The sequence below is a fragment of the Streptomyces aurantiogriseus genome (assembly GCF_014649375.1).
GTDB classification, from domain to species: Bacteria; Actinomycetota; Actinomycetes; order Streptomycetales; family Streptomycetaceae; genus Streptomyces; species Streptomyces aurantiogriseus.
Genome location: NZ_BMSX01000044.1, coordinates 23678 through 47861, shown reverse-complemented (window position 1 = coordinate 47861; position 24184 = coordinate 23678). Strand labels below are relative to the sequence as shown.

17 protein-coding genes and 1 pseudogene are annotated in these 24184 nt (G+C 73.3%); 2 read left to right on the top strand and 16 right to left on the bottom strand.

The features are described 5' to 3' along the window. The 3 genes from IE263_RS46565 to IE263_RS46555 all read right to left on the bottom strand — a co-directional run. On the bottom strand, positions 1-1373 hold a 1373-nt coding region (locus tag IE263_RS46565), incomplete at its 3' end, for a condensation domain-containing protein (protein WP_229911552.1). After that, positions 1370-7849, bottom strand: a complete 6480-nt coding sequence (locus IE263_RS46560; protein WP_189944219.1) for a non-ribosomal peptide synthetase — start codon at positions 7847-7849, stop codon at positions 1370-1372. The genes IE263_RS46560 and IE263_RS46565, both read right to left, overlap by 4 nt. Positions 7850-8031: 182 nt before the next feature. Next, positions 8032-8841, bottom strand: coding sequence for a thioesterase II family protein (locus IE263_RS46555; protein WP_189944218.1), 810 nt, complete (start codon positions 8839-8841; stop codon positions 8032-8034). Between the two features lie 456 nt (positions 8842-9297). Between IE263_RS46555 and IE263_RS46550 the strand changes: the two genes are divergently transcribed. Continuing rightward, positions 9298-9519, top strand: coding sequence for an MbtH family protein (locus IE263_RS46550; protein ID WP_189944217.1), 222 nt, complete (start codon positions 9298-9300; stop codon positions 9517-9519). Positions 9520-9595: 76 nt separating this feature from the next. Then, positions 9596-9991 (top strand): hypothetical protein, encoded by a 396-nt coding sequence (locus IE263_RS46545; RefSeq protein WP_189944216.1) that lies wholly within the window; start codon positions 9596-9598, stop codon positions 9989-9991. Here the strand turns inward: IE263_RS46545 and IE263_RS46540 are convergent. The 13 genes and pseudogenes from IE263_RS46540 to pqqB all read right to left on the bottom strand — a co-directional run bounded on the left by IE263_RS46540 (position 9957) and on the right by pqqB (position 24175). Next, positions 9957-11384, bottom strand: a complete 1428-nt coding sequence (locus tag IE263_RS46540) for an esterase-like activity of phytase family protein (RefSeq protein WP_189944215.1) — start codon at positions 11382-11384, stop codon at positions 9957-9959. The two genes, IE263_RS46545 and IE263_RS46540, sit on opposite strands and share 35 nt — an antisense overlap. A 50-nt stretch (positions 11385-11434) precedes the next feature. Next, on the bottom strand, positions 11435-12370 hold the full coding sequence (locus IE263_RS46535; RefSeq protein ID WP_189944214.1) for an ABC transporter permease: 936 nt from the start codon (positions 12368-12370) through the stop codon (positions 11435-11437). Then, a complete protein-coding gene (locus tag IE263_RS46530) occupies positions 12367-13509 on the bottom strand; it encodes an ABC transporter permease (RefSeq protein ID WP_189944213.1) in 1143 nt (380 codons plus the stop codon). The genes IE263_RS46535 and IE263_RS46530 overlap by 4 nt, the downstream gene beginning before the upstream one ends. Continuing rightward, positions 13506-15092, bottom strand: a complete 1587-nt coding sequence (locus tag IE263_RS46525) for an ABC transporter ATP-binding protein (protein WP_189944212.1) — start codon at positions 15090-15092, stop codon at positions 13506-13508. Before IE263_RS46525 ends, IE263_RS46530 begins: the two co-directional genes overlap by 4 nt. Positions 15093-15111: 19 nt before the next feature. Continuing rightward, entirely contained in the window at positions 15112-16209 is a 1098-nt protein-coding gene (locus IE263_RS46520; RefSeq protein ID WP_189944211.1) for a BMP family lipoprotein, read from the bottom strand. A gap of 80 nt (positions 16210-16289) precedes the next feature. Beyond that, positions 16290-17108: a purine-nucleoside phosphorylase gene (deoD, locus tag IE263_RS46515; protein ID WP_189944210.1), complete on the bottom strand. Its 819-nt coding sequence runs from the start codon at positions 17106-17108 to the stop codon at positions 16290-16292. Beyond that, positions 17108-17857: a glutamine amidotransferase gene (locus IE263_RS46510; protein WP_189944209.1), complete on the bottom strand. Its 750-nt coding sequence runs from the start codon at positions 17855-17857 to the stop codon at positions 17108-17110. The genes deoD and IE263_RS46510 overlap by 1 nt, the downstream gene beginning before the upstream one ends. Before the next feature lie 92 nt (positions 17858-17949). Then, positions 17950-18993, bottom strand: coding sequence for a LacI family DNA-binding transcriptional regulator (locus IE263_RS46505; protein ID WP_189944208.1), 1044 nt, complete (start codon positions 18991-18993; stop codon positions 17950-17952). Then, entirely contained in the window at positions 18983-20347 is a 1365-nt protein-coding gene (locus IE263_RS46500) for an amidohydrolase (protein ID WP_229911551.1), read from the bottom strand. The genes IE263_RS46505 and IE263_RS46500 overlap by 11 nt, the downstream gene beginning before the upstream one ends. A 543-nt stretch (positions 20348-20890) precedes the next feature. Then, positions 20891-22042 (bottom strand): pyrroloquinoline quinone biosynthesis protein PqqE, encoded by a 1152-nt coding sequence (gene pqqE / locus IE263_RS46495; RefSeq protein ID WP_229911550.1) that lies wholly within the window; start codon positions 22040-22042, stop codon positions 20891-20893. Beyond that, complete coding sequence (gene pqqD, locus IE263_RS46490) at positions 22039-22302, bottom strand: pyrroloquinoline quinone biosynthesis peptide chaperone PqqD (RefSeq protein WP_373312298.1); 264 nt, start codon at positions 22300-22302, stop codon at positions 22039-22041. Before pqqD ends, pqqE begins: the two co-directional genes overlap by 4 nt. A 239-nt stretch (positions 22303-22541) precedes the next feature. Further along, positions 22542-23264: pseudogene (gene pqqC, locus IE263_RS46485) on the bottom strand (pyrroloquinoline-quinone synthase PqqC); the annotation flags it as partial. Further along, on the bottom strand, positions 23261-24175 hold the full coding sequence (pqqB, locus tag IE263_RS46480; protein WP_189944206.1) for a pyrroloquinoline quinone biosynthesis protein PqqB: 915 nt from the start codon (positions 24173-24175) through the stop codon (positions 23261-23263). The pseudogene pqqC and the gene pqqB, both read right to left, overlap by 4 nt. Positions 24176-24184 lie beyond the last annotated feature (9 nt).

Here is a 24184-nt window from a genome sequence, read left to right as displayed (position 1 = left end):
GCACCCGTGTCGTTGAAACCGGAGACAACCAGCTCCCGCTCCCCCGGGCGCAGCACGTCCAGTGCTGCCACGGGCAGCTCCGGGTCCGTCACGGCCTGCTCCACCACCCGGACGAAACGTGCCGCGACGGCCTCGGCGGTCTCGCGGTCGAAGAGGTCCGTGGCGAACTCCAGATAGCAGAGCATCCCGGGGCGGCTCGGGTCGGAGAAGAAGTTGAACTCGAGGTCGAACTTGGCGGTCGGCGTGGACAGGACCTCGAAGCGGGCCGTGTCCAGGCCGGGCAGGTCCAGGTCGATCCAGGCGTCGTTCTCCCAGGTGAACATGACCTGGAAGAGGGGGTGGTAGGCGGTGGACCGCTCGGGGTTGAGCACCTCCACCAGCCGCTCGAACGGAACGTCCTGGTTGTCGTAGGCGGCCAGCGCCTTGCCCCGCACCCGCTCCAGCAGCTCCGCGAACGTCGGACCACCCGACAGATCCGCCCGCAGCACCCACGTGTTCACGAAGAAACCCACGAGGTCGGTGAGATCGTCGTCGGTGCGGCCGGCGATGGTGGAGCCGATGGGGATGTCCTGGCCGGCGCCGAGGTGCTGGAGCGTCACGGCGAGGGCGGTCTGCAGGACCATGGGGGCGGTGACGTCGTGGCGGTCGGCGAGCGCCTCGATACGGGTGAGCAGGGCGGGCTCGATGGGGAAGCCGACCATGTCGCCGCGGTGGGAGGCGACCGGCGGGCGGGGACGGTCGGCCGGCAGCCGCAGCGGCTGCGGCACCCCCGCCAACTCCTCGCGCCAGTAGTCGACCTGCGTGGCCTGGACGCTGCCGGGGTCGTCCTCCTCGCCCAGCAGCTCGCGCTGCCACAGCGTGTAGTCCACGTACTGCACGGGCAGTTCCGGCCAGTCCGGCTCGCGGCCGGTGACGCGGACCGTGTACGCGGTCCGCACGTCGCGCGCCAGCGGTGCCATGGACTCGCCGTCGCTGGCGATGTGGTGGATGAGCAGGACGAGGACGTGGTCGCGTTCCCCGGCGCGGAACAGCGTCGCGCGCACGGGTATCTCCGCGGCGAGGTCGAGCACGGTGGCGGCGGCCTCGGCGATCCGCTGTTCCAGGTCCGCGGGGGTGACCTCCACCAGGGGCACGTCGAGGGTCACCTCGTCGGCCGGGAGGACGTGCTGGGCGGGGACACCGTGCTCGTCCACGGTGATCAGCGTGCGCAGGCTCTCGTGACGGAGCACCACGTCCCGCACCGCCTGCCGGAGCGCGCCGGTGTCCAGGTCACCCGTCAGGCGCAGGACGAAGGGGACGTTGTAGGTCGCCGAGGGGCCCTCGAAGCGGTCGATGAACCACAGCCGGAGCTGCGCGAACGACAACGGGATCATGACTGTCCACTCCTGTTCATCCTGCGCAGACGGGGCCGGTCGGACCTCGTCGCGTTCTTCACTGCGCGCGACAGTTCGGCGACGCTGCGGGACTGGAAGACGTCCCGGATCTGTACGCTCGCTCCGAGCGTCTTGCGGATGCGGCTGACCAGCCGCGTGGCGGCGAGGGAGTCACCGCCGCGGGCGAAGAAGTCGTCGTTGACGCCGACTCGTTCGACCTTCAGCACCTCGGCCATGAGGGTGCACAGGGCCTGTTCCTGCGGGGTGCGGGGAGCGCGGTAGGCGCGGCGGGGGGTGTCCGGTTCGGGCAGGGCGGTGCGGTCGACCGTGCCGTCCGGCCTGAGGGGCAGCGCGTCGAGCGGGACGAACGCGTCCGGCACCAGGCAGCGCGGCAGGCGCTCGGCGAGCAGCGTGGTCAGCTCGTCGGAGTCGGCCGGGTGGTGCGGGTCGGGGACGACGTAACCGACGAGGCGCCGCGGTCCGCCGGTGGTGTGGTCCTCACGGGTGACGACCACCGCCTGACGGACGCCGGCGTGGGCGGTCAGCTCGGCCTCCGTCGTGGCGGGGGCGATGCGCCGGCCGCGGACGGTGGTGGTCCGGTCGTCGGCCTGTCCGGTGTGGATCAGGCGGCCGTCGGGCATCCGGCGGACCAGGTCGCCGGTGCGGAACATACGGGCACCCGGCGGGCCGTAGGGGTCGGCGACGAAGTGGGCCGCGGTCCGGCCGGGTCGTCCCTCGTAGCCGCGGGCGAGGGTGCCGCCCCCGAGGTACAGCTCCCCGGTGGCGCCGGGCGGTACGGGTGCCAGGCCGGCGTCCAGCACGTACCGGCGTACGGGCGGGAGGGGGTCGCCGGCCGGCGCGGTTCCCTGCGGGGTGTCGCCCGGGAGGTCGGCCACGAGGGTGCGGCCGGTCTCGGTCTGCCGGTGGGCGTGCAGGATCCGCGTCCCGGGCACCGCGTCCCGGACCCGGCGCAGCAGTGCCTCGTTCGGGTGCTCGCCGGTGAACAGGACGGTGGCGGCGTCGAGGTCGACGGCCGTCTCGTCCAGCAGCTCGGCGAAGGACGACGGGACGGTGCTGAGGACGGCGCCCGTCCAGTTCTCCCGGTCGGCGAGGCCGCGCAGCGCGGGCAGCAGCTCGGCGGTGGCGCCGGAGCACAGTGCGGTGAGCACGTCCTGGGCGGCGGGGTCGGAGTCGGCGGGGCAGCCCGCCAGCAGGCGCGCGCCGGGCCCAAGTGCCAGTCGGGAAACAAGTCCTGACACGGTGTCGGCGAGGCCGCCGTGGGTGAGGAGCACGCCGCGCGGCGGTCCGGGGTGGGCGAGGGTGTACGTCCGGACGGCCAGGTTGTCCCGGTGCAGCGGCCGGATCCGGTCGGCGTCGCCGGGGTCGGTGGGAGGCAGGTCGCCGGCCGTCGTGAGGGCGTCGAGGGTGAGGCGGGGCACGTCCGTGAGGGCGTCGAGGGCGTGGTGCGGCACGTCCGGGGCGGCCTCGTCGGTGGTCGGGGCGAGCAGCAGGGCCGGGGTGGTGCCGGTGAGGGCGGAGGCGGGGTCCTCGGGGTCGAGGGGCAGGTGTCCGGCGCCCGCCTTCAGGACGCCCAGCCGGGCGGCCACCTGGTCGGCGGACGGGGGCAGGGCGACGGCGACCACGTCCTCCGGTCCGATGCCGCGCCGGATCAGGGCGTGGGCCACATGGTTGGCCCGGGCGTTCACCTCGCGGTAGGTCAGGTGCTCGCTGCCGCACACCAGGGCCACGGCGTCGGGCGTTGCCCTCACCTGCCGCTCGAACAACTCCGGGACCGTCGTACCGGGAGCGGTGGCGTCGCGGGCGTCGAGCAGCCGCTCCCGCTCCTCGGGCGCGAGGACGTCGACCGCGCCGACCCGCAGGGACGGTGTCTCGGCGAGCTGTCGCAGGACGCGGGCGAAGCGGGCGGCGATGTCGGCGGCGAGGTCCGGGGCGAGAAGCCGCTGCTGGTACTGGAGGCGCAGGTGGGGGCGGTCGGCGTCGAGGAAGACCAGGACGGTGACCGGGTAGTGGCTGGTGGTGAAGGACTTGATGCCGGTGATGGCGATCCCGGCGGCGCGGTTGGCCTCGACGATGCCGGCGCGGTCCATCGGGAAGGACTCGAAGCCGATGATCGTGTCGAACAGTTCGTCGGTGCCGGCGGCCTGGTGGATCTCGCCGAGACCGTAGTGGTGGTGGTCCATCAGCGCGGCCTGCCGGGTCTGGAGCCCGGTCAGCAGGTCGGCGAGGGCGGTGGCCGGGGCGCAGCGGACGCGGACCGGCAGGGTGTTGAGGAAGGTGCCGACGATGTGGTCCACGCCGGGGACGGCCGGAGGGCGGCCGGACACGGTGGAGGCGAAGACGACGTCCTCGCGGCCGGTGAGGCGGCTGAGGAGCACCGCCCAGGTGCCCTGCACGACCGTGTTCAGGGTGACGCCCAGCTCGGCCGCGCGGCGCACCAGGGTGCGGGCGTCGTCCGCGGCCAGCGGTACGTCGGCCCGTCCGGTGCCGGCGCCGTCCGTGTCGGTGCCGGCGTCCGGGACGAGGCGGGTGGGGGCGTCGACTCCGGCGAGTTCCAGCCGCCACACGCGGGCCGACTCCTCGGGGTCCTGGCGGGCGCGCCACGCCAGGAAGGCGCCGTGGTCGCGCACCGGCGGCAGGGCGGCGGGGTCGCCGTCGGAGCCGTACAGGCGCAGCAGGTCCTGCACCAGCAGCGGGACCGACCAGCCGTCGAAGAGGGCGTGGTGGGCGGTGAGGACGAGTTCGGAACGTTCGGGTCCGGTGCGGACCAGGGTGAGCCGCAGCATCGGCGGGGTCGTCCGGTCGAAGTGTTCCCTGAGGTCCTCGCGCAGGCAGCGGTCCAGGGCGTCGGCGCGGTCGGACTCGTCGAGCGGGCGCAGGTCGACCACCCGCCAGGGCAGGGTGACGCCGTCCACGACGAGCTGGACCAGGTCGCCGGTGGCGTCGGGCAGGAAGGCGGTGCGCAGGCTCGGGTGCCGGTCGAGGAGGGCCTGGCCCGCGGTGCGCAGCCGGTCGGCGTCCACGCGCCCGGACAGGTGGAGGGCGTACTGCACCTGGTAGGCGTCGACCTCGGAGTCGTTCATCAGGGAGTGGAACAGCAGTCCCGCTTGGAGGGGCGTGGTGGGCCATACGTCCGTGAGGCCCGGGTAGGTCCGCTCCCACTCCTCCAGCTCCCACTGGCCGATGCGCACCAGGGGGACGTCGGAGGGGGTGAGGCCGCCCGCGTGCGGCGCGGTGACGTGCCGGGCCAGTGCCTCGAGCGCCGCGACCCACAGCCCGGCCAGCTCGCTCGTCTGTTCGGGGGTGAGGACGCCCTCGGGTGCGGCGAAGCGGGCGGCCAGCCGGGGGCCGTCCGGGGTGTCGGTGACCGTGGCGTTGATGTCGAGTTCGGCGGGGGCCGGCATGCGCGGGTCCTGGGCGGCGTCCAGTTCGGCGAGTTCCCGCACGTCGTCGACGCGGGTGAAGCCCAGGCCGCGCAGCTCCTGAGGCAGGTCGGCGGCGGAGAAGCGGCCGAGGTAGTTGAAGCCGACCTGGCCGAGCGGATGCCTCTCCAGCACGGCCGCGGTGGCGGGGTTGAGGTGGCGCAGCAGGCCGTAGCCGATGCCCTTGTCGGGGATGCGCCGCAACTGCTCCTTGACCGCCTTCACCGCGGCGCCGGCGGCGGGGCCGCCCGCGAAGGCGTCGTCGAGGTCGATGCCGGCCAGGTCCAGGCGCACGGGGAAGACGCTGGTGAACCAGCCGACCGTGCGGGACAGGTCGGCGCCCGGGGCGGCCGCCTCCTCGCGGCCGTGGCCCTCCAGCCGGACCAGCGCGGACGGCTCCGTCTCGCCGCGGGCTCGCCGCCACCGCGCCACCGCCAGCGCGAGCGCGGTCAGCAGGCCGTCGTTGACGCCGGTGCGGAAGGCGGCCGGCAGGTCGGTCAGCAGCGCCTGGGTGACCACCGCGGACACCTCGACGCGGGTCTCGCGCACGGTGGCGACCACGTCGGTCGCGGGGTCGAGCCTGCGGGCGCCGAGCAGCGGGTCGGGGCCCGCGACGATCGACTCCCACAGGTCGAGTTCGGCCACCCTCGCGGCGCGGCCCGCCTCCGCCACGAGGGCGTGCGCCCAGCGCCGTACGGACGTCGTGGCGGCCGGCGGGCTCGGAGGGTTCCCGGCGCGTATGTCACGCCAGGCGGCGGCCAGGTCGGGCAGCAGGATGCGCCAGGACACACCGTCCACGACCAGGTGGTGCAGAACCAGCAGCAGGCGGCCCGCACCCCGCTCGGGCACGAACCGGACGAACTGCGCCACCGTGCCGGACGCCGGGTCCAACCGGTCGGCGGCGGCGTCGAGTTCGTCGAGCAGACAGCGGTGCCAGTCCTCCGGGTCCCACACGCCCGCGCACGGGACCCGCCGGATCAGGGAGGCCACGTCGACGCTGCCGGGCGGCGCGACGAGAAGGCCGTCGTCGGGGTCGGAGACCAGACGGCAGCGCAGCAGGTCGTGCCGGTCGACGACCGCGGCGAGCGTGGCCGTGAGGTCGTCGTCGTCGATGTCGGCGGGCAGGTCGACCACCATGGCCTGGAGGAAGCGGTCGAAGCCGGGCCCCCAGCCGCGGATCCACCGGGCCACCGGCAGGAGCGGCAGCCGGCCCGTGCCGCCGCCGTCCAGCTCCGTCAGCCGGGGCTCGGCGCCGGAGCCTTCGCGCTGGGCCGCCGTCTCGGCGAGTGCGGCGACGGTCCGGCACTCGAAGACGTCCCGCGCGCCGACGTCCACGCCCTCGGCGCGGGCGCGGGAGACCAGTTGAATGGACTGGATGCTGTCGCCGCCGAGGGCGAAGAAGTCGTCGTCGACGCCGACCCGGTCCCGGCCGAGGGTGTCGGCGAAGAGGCGGGCCAGGATCTCCTCGACGGGCGTGCGCGGCGCGCGGTAGGCACCGGCCTCCGCCTCGGGCGCCGGCAGGGCGGCCTTGTCGAGCTTGCCGTTGGGCGTCAGCGGCAGGGCGTCCAGGGTGACGAACACGGACGGGATCATCACGTCGGGCAGCCGCCGGGTCAGGAACGCGCGCAACTCGCCCTTGGCGAAACCGGAGTCGAAGGCGACCCGGCCGTACACGCCGTCCTCAGCGGTGGACGCGGCGTCGGTACGCGCGGGCACCACATAGCCCACCAACCGCCGTCCCGTGCGCCCCTCGTGGGCGATCACCGCGGCCTGCGCCACGCCCGGGTGGGCCATCAGCGCGGCCTCCACCTCGTGCGGTTCGACACGGACGCCGCGGATCTTCACCTGGGTGTCCGCGCGCCCGTGGAAGACCAGGTCGCCGTCGGCGGTCCACTCGGCCAGGTCGCCCGTGCGGTACATCCGCTCGCCGGGCCCGCCGAACGGGCAGGCGACGAAGCGTCCGGCGGTCAGGCCGGGCCGGCCGAGGTAGCCGCGGGCCAACGAGGCGCCGGTGACATGGAGTTCGCCGATCTCGCCGGGACCGACCGGCCGCAGCTGCGCGTCCAGCACGTGGACGCGGGTGTCGGTGACGGCCCGGCCGATCGGCGGCACCCGGCCGTCGCCGGGCAGCGGCGCGCTCATGGTGGCGCACACGGTGGTCTCCGTCGGACCGTACGCGTTGATCATGCGCCGGCCCACCGACCAGGCGTCCGCCAGCTCCGGCACGGTCGCGTCACCGGCCACCACCAACGTCTCCACGGTGGACAGCGCGTCGGCGGGCAGCGCGGCGAGGACGGGCGGCGGCAGGGTGACATGGGTGACGCGGTGCCGGTCGACGGTCGCCGCCAGCGGGCGGCCCGGGGCGAGCGCGTCCTGGTCGGCCACGACGAGGGTGGCGCCCGTCAGCAGGCCCATGCACATCTCCCACACCGAGGCGTCGAAGCTCGGCGAGGCGAACTGCAGCACCCGGCTCTCCGCGGTCACCTTCAGCCGGTCCAGGTGGGTGGCCAGCAGGCTCGCCAGTCCGGTGTGGGTGACCTCGACGCCCTTGGGGCGGCCGGTGGAACCGGAGGTGTAGATGACGTAGGCGGTGTTCGCGGGGAGCGGTGCGGTGGGGGCGGTGCTGTCCCGCTCGGCGTCGGGGACGGCGGCGTCGGCGCGGTCGTCGAGGTGCAGCAGGGGCACGGTGACCGGCGGCAGCAGGCGGGCGGTGGGGGCGTCCGTGAGCAGGAGCCGAGCCGCGGAGTCCGCCAGCATGTACGTGATCCGCTCGGCCGGGTGGGCGGGGTCCACCGGCAGGTAGGCGCCGCCGGCCTTCAGCACGGCCAGCACGGCCACCCACAGCGCGGGCGAGCGGCGAACGGCGACGCCCACGACGGTCTCGGGGCCGATCCCGCGGGCGGTCAGCAGCGACGCCAGCCGGTCCGAGCGCGCGTCGAGTTGACGATACGTCAGCGAGTCGTCGTCATTCACGAGGGCGAGCGCGTCGGGAGCCGCGGCGACCCGCCGGGCGAACAATTCGGGAATGGTCGCCACGGGAACCGGTGCGTCAGTGAACCCGTCTCCCGGCCAGGCCTGATCGGCAGAACACAAAGCGTTGTCCCCCATGTGTCACGGACTCGTAAGGATGGGCGGATGGACGGATGGGCGGATGGGTACGGCGACCGCTCGGGCGTGCGCGGGCCGCTTCACTCGATTGCGCGCGCCTGCCCGCGTTTTCACACGGCGCGCGATTCACGCTCGGGAATCAGCAGGGTGCGGGCGATGAAGTCGAGGAGTTCGCTCTGCACGGGGTCGTCGAAGAGATAGAAGTGACCACCCGGATACACCCGGATGTCGAACTCCGCATTCGTGTGGCCGCGCCAGGCGTCGAGGCTGTCGAGGGGCGCACGGACGTCGGAATCGCCGACCAGCACCGTGACGGGTACGTCGAGTCGCGGGGCGGGCACGATCCGGTGGCGTTCCCAGAGCCGGAAATCCGCCATCACGAGCGGCAGCAGGATCTCCAGCGCGTCCTCGTCCTCGGTGACCTCCTCGTCGAAGCCGCCCAGGCTCAGCACCCGGGCGCGGAACTCCTCCTGGGACAGCCGGTGCAGCTGCGGCCGGCCGAGGGCCGCGCGGGGCGAGGACTCCCCGGACAGGAACAGGTGGGCGGGCCGCGGGCCGCCCCGCACACCGAGCGCCTGGGCCACCTCGAAGGCCAGCAGGGCCCCGCACGAGTGCCCGAAGAGGGAGAACGGGCCTGCCAGCAGTGGGCGCAGGGCTCGCATCACGTCCCGGACCAGCGGGCCGACCTCGGTCGCCGGCTCCTCCAGGACGCGGTTCTGACGACCCGGCAGCTGGACGGCGACGAGTTCGATCCCGGGCGGCAGCCGGTGCGCCCACCCGGAGAAGGCGCCGGCGCCGCCGCCGGCGTGGGGGAAGCAGATCAGGCGGTGCCGGCAGTCCTTGCGCCGCGCCCGCCAGACGAAGGGGCTCTCCACCACGAGCCCCGCGTCCTGCGACCCATCCCGCGGATGCGTCCCCATGCCTCTCCCCCAGACCTTCCCGGACGATTTCCCGGACGATTTTCCCGAACGTCTTCCGACGTCTTTTGAAAAAGGTGGTTCTTCTTTGCGAAAGGCGGTTCTTCGATGATTTCCCTGCGAAATCGCAACCGGAGCGCGGTGCCGAAGGGAGGGACGACCTTCGCGTGGCATCTCGCATGAGTCGAGGGCGTTCACGCGGCGTTCCCGGACGGCGGGACAGGTGGAACGGATCCACCCAGCCCCTTGCTCGCGCCGATCGTAGGAGCCCCCGTCCGACGCGAGCAAGGGACCACGATCCATCGGCATTCCGGTGGCCCTGGGCGTGGCGTTTTCGTCCCGTCGCCGGGACAACCTCCCGTACGCTCCCGACGAGTTCGCCGGACGCACCGGACCCGCTATGTCCTGTCGGACAGGACACCGGTCGGATCGGCAACAGCACGGGAATTGGAGGCGACTGTGAGCAGCAACCCGTTCGACGAAGCGGACGGCCGGTTCTACGTCCTGGTGAATGAGGAGGAACAGCACTCCCTGTGGCCGTCGTTCGTGGAGGTTCCCGACGGCTGGCGGATCGTCTTCGGCGAGGCCGGACGGCAGGAGTGCCTCGACTTCGTCGAGCAGCACTGGACGGACCTGCGCCCGAAGAGCCTGCGGGAGGCGATGGCCGCGGGCGGCAACTGAGCATCGCCGGGGCCCGGATGCGGCCGCGCGCCGGCCCCCTCACCGCCCCGACAGGCCCCTCGTCGGTGCGCCGCCGGTGTACGAGTTCGCGCTCGACGGCACGCCCGGGTACGAGCTGCGGTGGGCCGTCGACCGGGTCGACGACAGGCTGGGCACGGCTGGAACGGGGGCGCGGGTGTGCGTGGTGGAGCCGGCCGTTCCCGGCCCCGACGGGGAGCTGTGGGAGCTCGCCCGGGACCTTGTCGTCGTCACCTGGACCGGCGATCCCGCCGCGTGCGGGTCCGTGGCCGGCCCTGCCGCGCTCCACGGCCGGCGGGGGATGCCCGCTCCGCTGGAGGAGTTCATCGTCCACCGCCGCCGCACCCTCGGCTTCGGCGCCGGGGAGGAGGACGGGCGCCGGGGAGGAGGACGGGCGGCGGGCGGCGGCGTGACGAGACCTACGGTGCGGTGCGGAAGGTGTGGGTGTAGGTGATCCAGAGGCGTATGTCCCGGGCGTCCGTACGGCCGTTGCCGTCCAGGTCACCGGCGTCGCCGGAGGTCGGGACGGCCGCCAGGTCCCGGGCGTCGACGGTGCCGTCGCCGTTGACGTCCGGGGTTCTGGCCGCCAGCAGGCGGGGGCGGACGGACAGCAGATGGAACTTGGTGACGCCGCCGTTGAAGCCGAAGTTGTCGTCGGAGACGAGGACGAGGGTGCGGGAGCCGTCGGGCAGGGTCGGTCCCCAGGTGATGCCCTCGACGTTGTCGGCGTCGGTTCCGGAGAGGGTGAAGTCGTAGAGCAGCTTCTTCCGCATGGGTGTCTCGGTGCCGGACAGGGCGTCCTTGCCGCTGACGTCGGTGGCGCCGAGCGTGCTGGTCCAGTACACGCGGATGGCGAAGCCGACGCCGGAGGCGAAGGACCGCTCGACGGTGAGGTGGTCGGTCTCGTTGACGGCGAGGATCTCGGAGACGCCCCGGTCGGCGGAGTAGGTGTTGACGGGCGGGGGCAGCGGTGCGGTGGGCGCGTCCGAGACGGGGTCGACCTCGTAGACGTACTCGGCCTCCGGCTCGCCGGTGCGACGGTCCGTCACCAGCAGCCGGGACGGACTCCTGGTCGTCAGGTTAGCGGCCGGGCCGTCCTGGACCAGGGCGTTCTCGGTGACGGTGACGGCCTTGCGGCCGTCCGGGGAGAGGGTGAGGCCTTCCAGGGCCTGGTTGTTGCGGACTCCCGCGGTGAGTGTGCCGGTGGCGGACCTCACCGGGGCGTACGCCTGCGGCAGCGGCAGTTCGCGCAGGTACGCGCCCGAGGCGGACGCCTCCCGGACGAAGGCGGGCTGTCCGGCGTTCGAGGCGCCCTCGCTGGTCCACAGCAGGCTCTTGCCTCCGGGGTTCCAGCGGATCGCCTCGGGGTCGACGGCCTTGGCCGCGAAGGGGCCGCCCGTGGTGTCGGCCAGCACGGTCAGGCCGTCGAGTTCGGGCTTGTCGGTGGCGAAGGCGGCCCCGGTCGGCCCAGTCGCCCCGGTTGCCCCGGTGGCCCCGGTGGCCCCGGTCGCCCCGGTCGCCCCGGTCAAGGGGAGCCGGAGGGTGTAGAAGCGGGCCTTGCCGTTCTCCGAGCGGTCGTCGCTGATCGCGACGTACTCGCCGGATTCCGGGTCGTAGTCGATGCCGGACAGGCCGCCGAACGGCATGCCGAACTCCGTGGTCCCCGCGGGGACGGTGAGGGTGTCGAGCAGCGTCACGCCGTGCTGGGTCTGCTGGGCCGGGGTCGGTTCCGGTTCGGATTCGGCCGCGGATGCGTGGGAGAGAGCGGGAGCGCCGACGAGGGCGGCGGCGGTCAGGGTGCCGAGTACCGCGCGTCCGCGGTGGGCCCGGGGTCTGTGGCGAGGCATGCGTGTCCTTCGGGTCGGTGGTGTCGGGAGGCGGAAGGAAGGAGGGCGGCTCAGAGGGAGGCCGGGACGGGCTCCCCCGTGCCGCGGCGCTTGCGGCGCCACGCGTACAGCGCGAGCGCCAGCAACGTCATCGCGTAGGGAATCGTCGACACGAGTTGGGGCGGCACGTCGAGCGTGCCGAGCTGGACGGCCAGGGCCTCCGCCGCGCCGAAGCCGAGAGCGGCGAGGAAGACGCCCCAGGGGCGCAGACCGCCGAGGAAGACCGCGGCGAGGGCGATGAAGCCGCGGCCGGCGGTCATGTCCCGTACGAAGAAGGAGACGTGACCCATGCTGAGGAAGACCCCGGCGAGACCGGCGAGCGCGCCGCTCAGGGCGAGACCGGCGTACTGGACGCGTCGTACGGGGATGCCGACGGACGCCGCGGCGTCCGGCTTCTCGCCGACGGCCCGCAGATGGAAGCCGAACCGGGTGCGGTAGAACAGCCAGGCGACGAACGGCGCGGCCAGGAAGGCGAGCCAGGTGACCAGGTTCTGGCCGCTGAGGGCGTCGCCCAGAACCGGGACGCTCTCGATGCCCGGCAGGGGGACGGTCGGCAGGGTGCCGCTCCTGAGGCCGGACGTGCCGCCCTTGTCGTCGAGGAGGGTGTAGACGGCGTAGGCGGTGGCGCCGGAGGCGAGGAGGTTGAGGCCGATGCCCGCGATGATCGCGTCCGCGCCGAGTTCCAGGCGCAGCGCGGCGAGCAGCAGTCCGAGGAGCGTCGCGACGGTGAGGCCGCCGAGGGCGCCCAGGGCGACGGAGCCGCTGTAACCGGCGACCAGCGCTCCGGTGCAGGCGGCGGCGAGCATCTGGCCCTCCAGGGCGATGTTGCTGATGCCGGCGCGTTCGGCGACCAGTCCACCGAACGCGGCGAGGAGGTACGGGGTGGCGACCCGCAGCACGGCCGCCAGGAAGGCGCTGCTGAGGACGACGTCGAGCACGGAACTCATCGGGCGCCCACCTGCTTCCGCGCCCCCTGCTTGCGGGCCACCTGCCTGCGGGTGATGCGCCGCTTGAGCAGGTCGGGCAGGGCCTGGGCGGTGACCAGGAGCACGATGACCGCCTGGATGACGACGACGATCTCGGTGCCGACGTCGGTCTGCTGTTCCATGATGTCGCCCCCGGCGCGCAGGTAGGAGTAGAAGAGCCCGGCGATCACGACGACCAGCGGGTTGTTCCTGGCCAGCAGGGCCACCACGATCCCCTCGAAGGCGAGGCTCCCGGCCAGTCCGGGTTCGAGGCGGCCGTACACGCCCTGCACGAGGTGGGCTCCGGCGAGGCCCGCGACGGCGCCGCCGATGACGAAGCTCCACTCGATGGCGCGGGGCACCCGGATGCCGCCGTACTCGGCGAAGTCGGGGTTGGCGCCGGTCATGCGGATGCGGTAGCCGAGCGGGGTGCGGGTGAGGAGCAGCCACAGCGCGACGGCGGTGAGCAGCATCAGGCCGAGTCCGATGTTGGCCCGGCCGAAGGGGATGCCGAGCCAGTCGGTCAGCGGGGTGAGGGCGGAGTCCGGCTGGATGCGTTCGGAGTGCACGGCGGTGCTGCCGGGCTGCTTCAGCGGGCCGTTGACCAGGTAGTCGTAGACGCGGACGACGATGGCGTTGAGCATCAGCGTCGCCACGATCTCGTTGGCGCCGAGGCGTGCCTTCATGGCGCCGGGCACGAAGCCCATGCCGGCCCCCGCCGCGGCCGCCGCCACGAGGGGCACCACGACCGCGGCGACCGACGGCAGCGGCAGGAAGATCGCCACGGTGGCGGCCGCCAGCGCCCCGGCGTACAGCTGGCTCTCGGCGCCCAGGCTGATCTGGCGGGCCCGGAAGGGGATGGCCACCGACAGTCCGAGCAGGGTGAGCGTGGTGGCGTCCTCCAGCCAGCGGCCGACGCGGAAGGAGCGTTCCAGCGGGCCGGTGAGCAGCGCTTCGTATGCGCGGACGGGGTCCTTGCCGGTGGCGAGGATGACGAGGAAGCCGATGACGAGGGCGGCCAGGACGGTGGCCAGGGTCGTGCCGAGGTCGACGGCGAGGCCGCGCCGGCGGGTCTCCCGGTACTCCCGGCGGTCCTCGGTCTCGACGAGGGTGCTGGTCATGCGGCGGGCTCCTCGCCGGTGTCGAGGCCTGCCGTCAGGTGCTCGGGGCCGTGGTGCTCGACACCGAGCATGTAGAGGCCGACGTGCTTCTCGGTGAGGCCGGTGGTGTCGTCGAACCGGCCGGCCAGGAGGCCGTCCTTGAGGACCAGCAACCGGTCGGAGAGGGCGAGCAGTTCGGTCAGGTCGGCGGAGATCAGCAGGACGGCGGCGCCGTTGTCGCGCGCGGCGACGAGACGCTCGTACATGAAGCGCATGGCGCCGATGTCCACCCCGCGCGTGACCTGGGAGGCGATCAACAGCCGTGGTCGCGCGGAGAGTTCGCGGGCGACGATCACCTTCTGCAGGTTGCCGCCGGACAGCGCGCGCACGGGGACGGACGGGTCGGGGGTGCGGATCGCGTACTGGCCGATCAGCCGCTCGGCGTGGGCGCGCACCGCCCCGGGGTGCAGGACGCCGCGGCGGGCGAGCGGGGGGCGGTCGTGGCGGTCGACGACGAGGTTGTCGGCGATCGACTCGTCCAGTGCGGCGCCGTTGTGCAGCCGGTCCTCGGGGACGTAGCCGACGCCCGCCCTGCGGTGGCCGGCGACGTCGAGTCCGGCGGTGTCGGTGTCGCCGACGTGGATCGTGCCGGCGGTGGGGCGGCGCAACCCCGCGAGGATCTCGGCGAGTTCGCTCTGTCCGTTGCCCTCGATGCCGGCCACGCCGACGATCTCCCCGGCGGCGACGTCGAAGGAGAGGCGGTGCAGGGACTGACCGGTGGGCGCCTCGTACCCCAACCTCCTCACCCGCAGGGTGACTTCACCCCGGCGAGCGGGGACCCGGTGGACGTCGAGGGAGAGGTCGCGGCCGACCATCATGGCGGCGAGGGAGCGTTCGGTGGCGTCGGCGGTGGGCACGGTGCCGACGAGGGAACCGGCGCGCATCACGCTGACCGTGTCGCTGATCTCCCGTACCTCGCGCAGCTTGTGCGAGATGAACAGCACGGTCATCCCGCCCTCGCGCAGCCGTCGTACGGCGGCGAAGAGGTCCTCGGTCTCCTGCGGGGTCAGGACGGCGGTCGGCTCGTCCAGGATCAGCACCTTCGCCCGCCGGTGGAGCGCCTTGAGGATCTCGGTGCGCTGGCGCATGCCGACCGACACCTCGTCGACGCGGGCCCCGGGGTCGACGGCGAGTCCGGACTCCTCGGCGAGCCGGGCCGTGGTCTCGACGGCCGCCTTGGCGTCGACGAGGCCGCGGCGACCGGGTTCGACGCCGAGGACGACGTTCTGGGCGACCGTGAAGGAGGGCACCAGCATGAGGTTCTGGTGCACCATGCCCACGCCGAGCGCGATCGCCGAGGAGGGGCCGCGCAGCACGCGGGGGCGTCCGCCGACCAGGATCTCGCCCGAGGTGGGCTGTTCCAGGCCGTAGAACATCTTCATCAGCGTGGACTTGCCCGCGCCGTTCTCACCCACGACCGCCCGGATCTCGCCCGGCGGGACCTCGAGGTCCACGCCGCGGACCGCGCGCACCCCGTTGCCGTAGGTCTTGGTCACCGCGCGGGCGGCGACGGCCGGTCCGGCCGCGTTCCATGACTCGTTCATCTCGCGAGGGCCGTTCGGGCTAGAAGGCGCTGGGGACCGTGACGGAGCCGGACTTCACCCGGTCGGCGGCGGCCTGGAGTTCGGTACGGACCTTCTCCGGCACCAGTTGTGCGAAGTGGGCGTCGTTCACGTAGCCGACGGCGTCCTCGGCGAGGCCGACGGTGGCGACGGCGCCGTACTTCAGGGAGTCCTTCCGGTCGTCCTGCGCCGCCTTGTAGAGCGCGTTGCCGACGTTCTTGAGGAGGGAGGTGACGACGGTGTTCTTCTGCGCCTGGTCGGTGAGGGTCTGGTACTGGTCGGAGTCCACGCCGAAGGTGTAGCGCTGCGCGGTGACCGCGGACTCGAAGGTGCCGAGCCCCGAAAGCCCGGCGACCGGCCACACCAGCGCCGCGCCCTGGCCGTACAGGGCGGTGGAGATCTCCTTGCCCTTGGCCGGGTCGCCGAAGGGCTTGTCGCCGCCGACGTACTGCACGAGGACGTCGGAGTCCTTTCCGCCGGCGGCCTTGAATCCGGCCTTGAAGCCGACCACGAAGTCCTCGATGACGGGGATCTTCACACCGCCCATGACACCGACCTTGTCCAGGGATTCGGCCCCCTTGAGGGCTTTCCCGGCGACGAGTTTCTCGGCGAGGAATCCGGCGAGATATCCGCCCTCGTTCTGCTTGAACGTCACGGAGTAGACGTTCTCGCACTTGTTGGAACAGGTGCCGTTCTTTCCGCTGTAGTCGACCGCCGAGTCGAAGACCCAGAACTTCTTGTCCGGGTACTGCGGGGCGAGGTCGCCGACGTAGTCGGTGACGTCGAAGGTGCCGGCGGCGAGGATGTCGTAGTCACCGGCCGCGGCAGCGTCCTCGAAACCGGGCTCCCACTTGGTGCGGTCGGAGCCGAGTTCCACCACCTTGAGGTCGTAGCCGAGGTCCTTCTGGGCCTTCTTCAGTCCCTCGTAGGCGGAGTCGAAGAACGACTTGTCGCCCAGTCCGCCGTTGATCACCAATTCGATCCGGGGCTTGCCGGAGGCAGCGGTGGACCCGGAATCGTCACCACCCGATCCCCCGCATGCGGAGAGTACGAGCATCCCCGCCACAGCAGCGGCCGCGGCGCCTTTCCCATGTCTCATCTTCAGGCTCCTGATCATGTGCATTATCCGAACCGGGGGTGGGTGGTTGCATTGACAGTAAGAAGTGCAAAACGTTTTGGCTACGGCACCATGTTTCTGTTCGGTGTCTTCTGGGCGAATTTCCCGGAGTCGGCGAGCAGGGCTGCGGCCGCGATGTGCACGGCCCGCGCGAAGCAGGTCTCGCGTTCGGCGGCGGAGAGCTCGGCACCGGTGCGGAGATGGTCGGAGGCCGTCAGCACGGCGAGGGCCTCCCCGCCCTCCGCGGCGGCGACGGCGTACAGTCCCGCGGCCTCCATCTCGACCGCGAGGGTGCCCCTGCGCTCCAGCTCGTCGAAGACGGCGGGCCGGTCCAGGTAGAAGTGGTCGGTGCTGAAGACCGGCCCGACGTGCACCGCTCCCCCGCTGTCCGGCTGCTCCTGTCGCGCGGCGCGTACGGCGGCGCTCAGCAGCCGGGGGGACGGGGCGAGGGAGAGCGTGACGCCGACACCCGGCAGCCGGGCGACCTGGGAGTCGGTGTGCGCGGCGGAGGCGATCACCACGTCCCGCAGCGCCACCGAGGCCGGGATCGCCCCCGCCGTACCGACCCGGACGATCCTGCGGACCCCGTAGTGGCGCAGCAGCTCGGTCGCGTAGATCGACACCGAGGGGACGCCCATGCCGGAGGCGAGGACCGACATGGGCTCGCCGAGGTGGGTGCCGGTGTAGCCGAGGATGCCGCGCACGTCGGTGACCAGCCGGGCGTCGTCCAGGAACGTCTCGGCGATACGGGTCGCACGGCGCGGGTCACCCGGCATCAGCACCAGCGGGGCGAAGTCGCCCGGCGCGGCCGCGAGATGGGGCGTGCCGTGCGTGATGCGGGGTGTGCCGTGCGCGATGGGCGGTGTGCCGGGTCCGGGCATCACAGCTCCGCCCCCGCGAGCCAGCGCACCAGCCGGTCCCACAGCTCCGGGTAGCCGTCCCAGGCCAGGAACGGCGGCGGTGCCCAGTGCGGGGCCACATCCGAGGTGAACGCCGCCGACCGGCCCGCGCCGTGACCGCCGACGACGAGCAGCGGATGCCCGGCGCACTCGGCCAGCAGCGACGCCTCCGCCCGTACGGCGACCTCGTTGAGGCCGAGCAGCGCCGGCCAGGACCGCTCCAGCCCCCGTAGGAGCGGGTGCTCGCCCACCACCTCGGGCACGGCCCCGGAGGGAAGCTCCACCCGGTCGTCCCGGTCGGCCATCACCACGGGAAGTGCCTCGGCCAACGGTGTACGCCCCCAGCGCGCACGGGCGTCGATCCCGCTGAACGTCAGATAGCCGCCGATCATCAGCACGCCGCCGCCCCGCTCGACGAAGGCCCGCACCAGCTCGGAGCGGTCGGGGGCGGGGACGGAGGCGCCGAAGGTCTGCGGCGGCAGTTGGAAGCTGTTGGCGCCGACGTCGCTGATGACGACGACGTCGAAGGCGTCGAAGCCGTCGTCGGTGTCGGGGACGCGGGTGGGGATCTCGTGCGCGGGAACGTACGTCACCTCGTGGCCGCGCGAGCGCAGCGCGTCGAGGAAGACGCCGCCGCCCTCGGTGTACTCCGCGGTGTGGAAGGCGTCGAAGCCTTTCTGGTGGACCGTGTACGTGAACCAGGACTCGCCGACGACGAGGACTCTGGGCATGACGAATCGCCTTTCCTGGAGGGGGTTTCGGGCAGGGGGCGGCGGCACCGCGCCGCGGCGGCCGGAGGAGACGGGTGGGAGAGGGGCTCGGCTCAGCGGGCGGGCGGAGCCGTGCTGCCGCGCACCTTGAGCTCGACGGGGAGGGTGTGCCGGGAGGCGGGTGGGACCTCGCCCCGGGAGACGTACTGCAGGAGTTGCGCGGTGGCGGTGCGGCCCACGTCGTAGGCGGGCTGGTGGACGGTGGTCAGGGGCGGGTGGGCCAGGGACGCGGCCCGGATGTCGTCGAAGCCGACCACGGAGACGTCCCCGGGGACCGAGAGTCCGGCTTCCGTGAGGGCGGTCAGGGCGCCGAAGGCCATCAGGTCGTTGGCCGCGAACACGGCCGTGCAGGGCAGGCCGCCCTCCTCCAGGAGCCTGGCCACCAGTCGGTGGCCGGAGGCCTCCTTGAAGTCGCCGACCCGTTCGACGACCTCACCCCGGAAGGCCCGTACGAAGCCCTGGGCGCGCGCGACGCTGCTCTTCAGGGCGCGCGGGCCGGTCAGCATCAGCGCCCGGCGGTGGCCGAGCTGCCGCAGGTGCTCGCCGACGAGCCGGCCGCCGGCCTCGTGGTCGGCGGTGGCGATGAGGGCGCCCTCCAGCCCCTCGACCTCCTCGTCGGCGAGCGCGATGGGGAACTTCCCCATCAGGGCTTCCAGCCGTCTGCGGGACGGCGGGGACCCGGAGGCGTACACCATGCCGTCGATGAACCGGCTGCGGATCATGCCGAGGTAGCGGTCCTCGCGGTCGGCGTCGAACTCGGTGTTGCACAGGATCATCCCGTAGCCCAGGTCGTGGGCGGCGTCCTCGGCACCCTTGGCGAGTTCGGCGAAGAACGTGTTGCTGATGTCGGGGATGAGCAGCCCGATGACGGAGGTGGCACCGGCCTGGAGGCTGCGGGCCAGGGACGCCGGGACGTAGCCGAGCCGGTTGACGACGCTGCGTACGCGCGCGGCGGTCTGCTCGTTGACCGGCCGGTTGCCGCTGAGGACGTGCGAGACGGTCGTGGGGCTGACGCCCGCGGCGGCGGCCACGTCCTTGATGGAGGCGGGCCTGCGCACGGCCGAGTCCGGGCGGACGCCGTACGGGTCAGGGGTCATAGTGCTGCACCGCCCTTCCATGGGAGGTGTCGAGGATCCGCGCCACCCGGGCGTCGGCCTCCGCCAGCAGCGCCGGCTCGTCCACGGTCAGCAGCCGGCCGTCGCGCAGCAGGACACGGCCGTCGACCACGACCGTGCGCACGTCGCTCGCGCGGGCGCTGTAGACCAGGGCGGCGCGCGGGTCGTGCAGCGGCCGGCAGTGGAGTCCGGACAGGTCGACCAGGGCCAGATCGGCGCGAAAGCCCGGCTCCAGGGCCCCGATCCGGTCCTGAAGACCCAGGGCACGGGCCCCGCCGCGCGTCGCCAGGCGCAGCGTGTCGGAGACGGTCATCCAGGTGGCGTCCCGCACCTGCTGCTTCTGGGTCAGGGCGACCAGCCGCAGCGCCTCCCACACGTCGAGCGTGTTGTGTCCGGCGGCGCCGTCCGTGCCGACCGCGACCGTCACTCCGGCGTCGAGCAGCGCCCGGACCGGGGTGAGCGGGGACAGCGCGTGCTTGAGGTACACCTTGGGGCAGCAGGCCACGGCGGTCCGGTCGGCGTACTCGGCCAGCAACGGCAGGTCCTGCTCGACGATCCCGCAGCCGTGGGCGATGAGGGCGCCGGCGTCCAGTACCCCGGTGTCGTGCAGCACCCGGATGGGCGTGATGCCACGCCGCTCGAGGCCGGCCTCGGTCTGCTCCAGGTGCTCGGCGGCGTGGATGTGCAGACGCAGGCCGAGCCGCCGGGCATGTCCGGCCAGTGTTCTCAGGTCCGTGTCGTCGACGGTGTAGGGGGCGTGCGGCCCGAGCGAGACCGTCACCCGGCCGCCGGCCCCGCCGTGCCACTCTTCCGCGAACGCGACGGTCTCCTCCAGGGCGGCCGTGCCCCGGCTGCTGAAGTAGGTGGGCGCGATGTCGGCGCGCAGCCCGGTCTCGGCCACCGCCTCGGCGATCTCCTCGGGGAAGAAGTAGTGGTCGGCGAAGGTGGTCACGCCGGAGCGGATCATCTCGGCGCAGGCCAGCAGGGCGCCGACCCGTACGTCCTCGGGGGTGAGGTTGCTCTCCATCGGCCAGACACGGTCGTTGAACCAGCCCTCGACCGTCACGTCCTCGGCGGCGCCCCGCATCAGCGTCATCGGGCTGTGCGTGTGCGCGTTGACCAGCCCCGGTACGGCCAGCAGGCCCCGGCCGTCGATCACCTCGGCGGCGCTCCGCGGACCCGCGGCGCCGGTCGGCCGTACCTCCTGGATACGGCCGTCCGCCACGACGATGTCCTGCGCCCGGAGGATCTCGCACTCGCCCTCCACCGGAACGCGCAGCACATCGCATCCGGCCACCACCAGGACGCCCGACACCAGGGGCGCTCTCTCGCTCATGGCGCACAAGCTAGGCATCCAAAACGTTTTGCACAACCGTCGCTGTCCCGGCGGATCGGAGGAGGCGGAGACGGCGGGGGGGCGGAGCGAGCGGGCGACCGGGGGCGGTGGTGGGCCCAGGCGAGGCCGCCCGCCGAACGCGGCGGGCAGGGGTCGGACACCCCCGGCGGACGCGCCGACGGGCGGAGGCCAGGCCGCCCGCCGGGGGTGTCCGACGAGTGCGGCGACGTGATCTCACCGACGCCCGTCGCCCGCGGGCCTGGCTGCACCATCGGCATGACGACACCGGGTGCGGGCGCCGGAAGGCCCGACAGGATGCCGACGACCCTGAAGTGGGGTGCGGGACTGCTCTGTGCGCAGGGCCTGCCGGGTGCCATCGGTTCCCCTGGGCTGATCGGCGTCGCCGACGACGCCACCGCCAGGCCGGCGGTCAGCTCGGCCGGCTCGCGGCCGGTCACCGGGCCGAGCAGGGCGCGGGGTACGACGGCGGCGCCCTGGTGGGGGACGTGGCGAAGGAGATCGGTTCCTGAGCAGCGGGGCGGTTCACCGGCCCGCGGGCTCCGGGGACCCGCCATGACCGGGTTCCGGTACCGCTCCGGGCCGGCGGTAGACGTACGGGGGTGGTTCCTGGACGGGGCCGGTGTCGGTGAGGCTGCGGATGAGGTGGTGGTCGGGGGACAGCGCGCACGCCGGATCGGTACGGGCGGCGTCGCCGGTGAGGGCGTACGCCTGGCAGCGGCAGCCGCCGAAGTCCTCCTCACGGCGGGGGCAGCCGCCGCAGGGGCCGGACATCCAGCCGGTGCCGCGGAAGCGGTTGAAGGCCGGTGAGTGCTCCCAGATCCAGTCGAGCGGACGGTCACGGACGTTGGGCGCGTCGAGGTCCGGCAGGGAGGCTGCGGCCGGGCAGGGCAGTACGGTGCCGTCGGGCGCGACGGTGAGGGAGACCGCTCCCCACCCGCCCATGCAGGGCTTGGCGACGCCGTCGAAGTAGTCGGGGACGACCCAGACCAGGTCGATACGGCCGGCGAGCCGCTCCCGCCGGCGTTCGACGGTCTCCCGGGCCCGGGCCAGCTGGTCGCGCGTGGGCAGCAGCGCGGCGCGGTTGAGCAGGCCCCAGCCGTAGAACTGGGTGTTGGCCAGCTCGATGCGGTCCACTCCCCAGGCCTCGCCCAGCTCGATGAGGTCGTCGACGGCGTCGAGGTTGTCGCGGTGCAGCACCACGTTGAGGCCGAGGGGAAGCCCGGCCCGGCGGACGAGGGCCGCGGCCCGCTCCTTGGCGGCGAAGGAGGACGGGCGGCCGGCGATCCGGTCGTTGGCCTTGGCATCGGCGTGCTGGACGGACAGCTGGACGCTGCGCAGCCCCGCCGCGCACAGCGCGCCCAGCCGGGCCTCGTCCAGCCCGGTTCCGCTGGTGACCAGCTGGGTGTAGATCCCGGCGGCCTCGGCGGCGGCGACGATCCGCTCCAGGTCGGGGCGCAGCAGCGGCTCGCCGCCGGAGAGGTGGGTGTGCACGACGCCCAGCGCGGCGGCCTGGCGCAGTACGTCCGTCCACTGGCCGGTGCTCAACTCGGTGGACCGGCGTGCCAGTTCCAGCGGGTTGGAGCAGTACGGGCAGTGGAGCGGGCACGCGTGGGTGAGTTCGGCGAGCAGGGCCCACGGGCGTGCTCCGTTCACCGGGGCCTGGTGGGTGGTCACTTGAGCCAGCCCTCCTGGTGCAGGCGGTCGAGGAAGGAGGGGACCTCGGTGGCCACCGGGGCGCCCGGGAAGCGCCCGGCCAGCTCGTCGACGATCCCGCGCACGGTGCGCGTCCCGTCGCAGAGACCGACGACCTGGCCGGCGTGTCCCTCGAGGACGACGACGCGTTCGGGCAGGACGAGCAGATCCGTGCCACGGACGCTGTCGTGCCGCAGCATCAGGGCGGGGGCGAGGGCGGGGCGCCACTGGCTCCCGGACACCGGCGTCACACCCGCCCCACTCGGCTGCCCCGCCACGGCCGCCCGTCCTGGGCCGGCCGACTGCCCGGCGCCGGCCGCCCCTCCCGCCACGGCCGACTGTCCAACTCCGACCGACCGCCCAACTCCGGCCGACCGTCCAACTCCGGACGGCTGCCCGCCACCGGCCGTCCCTCCCGCCACGGACGGCTGTCCAACTCCGGTCCGTCGGCCCCGTCCCGTCGGCCGGCCCGGTTCTCCCGCCCGGCCTCGTCCTCTTCCGCGGCCTGCTGCACCGCGTCCAGCAAGGTCCACAGCACGTCGCACTTGAAGGTCAGCGCGGCCACCGCCCGCTCCTGGTCCTCGCGGGTGCGCGCCCACTCGAGGACGAGGGCGAGCGCCTCGCCGCTGTCGCGTCGGCCCTGGTCGACGCGGGTGCGGAAGTACGCGAGCCCGGACGGCGCGATCCAGGAGTAGTGGCGCTCGAAGGCGTCGATGCGCCGGCGCATCAGATCGGGCGCGGTCAGCTCGGTGAGCGAGGCCGCAACGGCCTCCAGCGGCGGGCGCAGTCGGCAGAAGTTGACGTAACCCTCCACCGCCAGCCGGACGCCCGGCAGGACGGAGTCGGCCGCCAGCAGGCTCCCGCGGTCCAGGCCGGCCGCCTCGCCGAGCCGCAGCCAGCGTTCGATGCCGCCCTCGCCCTCCCTGCGTCCGTCGTGGTCCTCGATGCGCCGCAGCCACATGCGCCGCAGTCGCGGGGAGTCGAGTTTCGCGGTGATCAGGGCGTCCTTGACGGGGATGTGGCGCTGGTAGTGGAAGCGGTTGGCGATCCAGCGGCGCACCTCCACCGGGCTCAGGTCGCCTTCGTGCATCCGGACGTTGAAGGGGTGGCGGTCGTGGTACCGCTCCTGGCCCACCGCGCGCAGGCGGGCCTCGAACTCGGTGGGGCTCCATGGCGCCGTCGGGGCGGCGAGTGCCGTGGTCACAGCTCGATCACCATCTTGTCGTCGGCCACCTCGACACCCAGTCGGGCGAGCTGCTTGTGCTGTGCCGCCGCGGGGTCGACGAGGGGGTTCGTGTTGTTGAGGTGCGTGTAGAGGCAGCGGGCGGACAGCGTGGCGAGGATGCCGGCGGTGCCGCCCGGTCCGTCGATGGGCAGATGGCCCATGCCGGTGGCGGTGCGGGAGGAGATGCCGGTGCGACGGGGCTCCTCGTCGTCCCAGAAGGTGCCGTCGACGAGGACGCAGTCGGCTTCGGCGGCGGCCCGGTGCAGGGCCTCGGACCAGACGGCCACGGCGGGCGCGTACAGGGCGCTCTTGCCGGTGGCGGGGTCGTACAGACGCAACGCGACGACCCAGGCGTCGTCCTCGGGGGCGTCGGCGGCGTACCGGGGGCGCTTCGCCGACACGGGGACGGCGCTGATCCGTACGCCGTGGCCGGACGGGCCCGCGGTGTCGCCGCTCAGCGGCAGCGCACCGGACAATGGCAACTCCCGCCAGGTCAGGGTGGTGTACGGGCCCAGCACCTCGCCGAGGCGCAGGCGTTCCTCGAGCGCCCGGCGGACCGGGGCCGTGGCGAGGATCTCCAGGCCGTCCGCCTCGCGCAGCCGGGCGATGCCCAGGGTGTGGTCGAGTTCGGCGTCGGTGAGGACCACTCCGGCGATCGGTGTCTGCCGGGGCCCGGGTCCCGGGTGGAGCGCCGGGTGGGCCTCGATCTGGTCGCCGATGTCGGGGGTCGCGTTGACGAGGTACCAGCGGCCCTCGCCCGTACGGACCGCGAGCGAGGCGTGGCGGCGGCGCCGCTCGGGACACGCGCGTGCCCCGGAACACCCGGGGCACGCGCAGTTCCACTGCGGGATGCCGCCGCCGGCCGCGGTGCCGAGCACCTGCAGCAGCATGGCGGCGGA